The organism is Vibrio sp. 10N.222.46.A1 (assembly GCF_041473595.1).
GTDB classification, from domain to species: domain Bacteria; phylum Pseudomonadota; class Gammaproteobacteria; order Enterobacterales; family Vibrionaceae; genus Vibrio; species Vibrio tasmaniensis_A.
The window spans coordinates 1-561 of record NZ_JBFRSN010000810.1; the positions used below are offsets into that span (position 1 = coordinate 1).

Genomic DNA, 561 nt, shown 5'->3' on the forward strand with positions numbered 1-561 from the left:
TTTCACAAATATATTTTGCTAGATAATCCTCGCCATCAAACGAAGCGCTCCTATTGCAGCCAAAAGCTGCCCCATTTTATCGCGCTCGGTATTTAACAAAGAACAGTAAGAGAGATGATTATGCCACTAGCATTACTTGCATTGACGCTCAGCGCCTTTGCCATCGGAACCACAGAATTTGTCATCGTAGGCTTGATTCCTACCATGGCGAGCGACTTGAATGTATCTCTGCCATCGGCAGGCCTATTAGTCAGTTTATACGCGCTTGGCGTTGCTATTGGCGCACCAGTATTAACGGCATTAACCGGCAAATGGAATCGTAAGGCGGTGTTGCTGACCGTGATGGCATTGTTTGTCATTGGTAACTTATTGGCGTGGCAAGCTCCGGGCTATAACACGCTGATCGCCGCACGAATTTTGACCGGCCTCGCCCATGGTGTGTTCTTCTCGATTGGATCGACCATCGCGACAGGTTTGGTTTCAAAAGATAAAGCAGCCAGTGCCATTGCGATCATGTTTACGGGTTTAACAGTTGCATTGGTAACCGGCGTACCACTGGGC

1 protein-coding gene is annotated in these 561 nt (G+C 48.3%); it reads left to right on the plus strand.

All coding sequences use genetic code 11. The annotated features are described in order from the left end of the window. Positions 1–120: 120 nt before the first annotated feature. Positions 121–561, plus strand: a 441-nt coding sequence (locus AB4496_RS20400; RefSeq protein WP_372131786.1) for an MFS transporter, incomplete at its 3' end; no start/stop codon positions are given.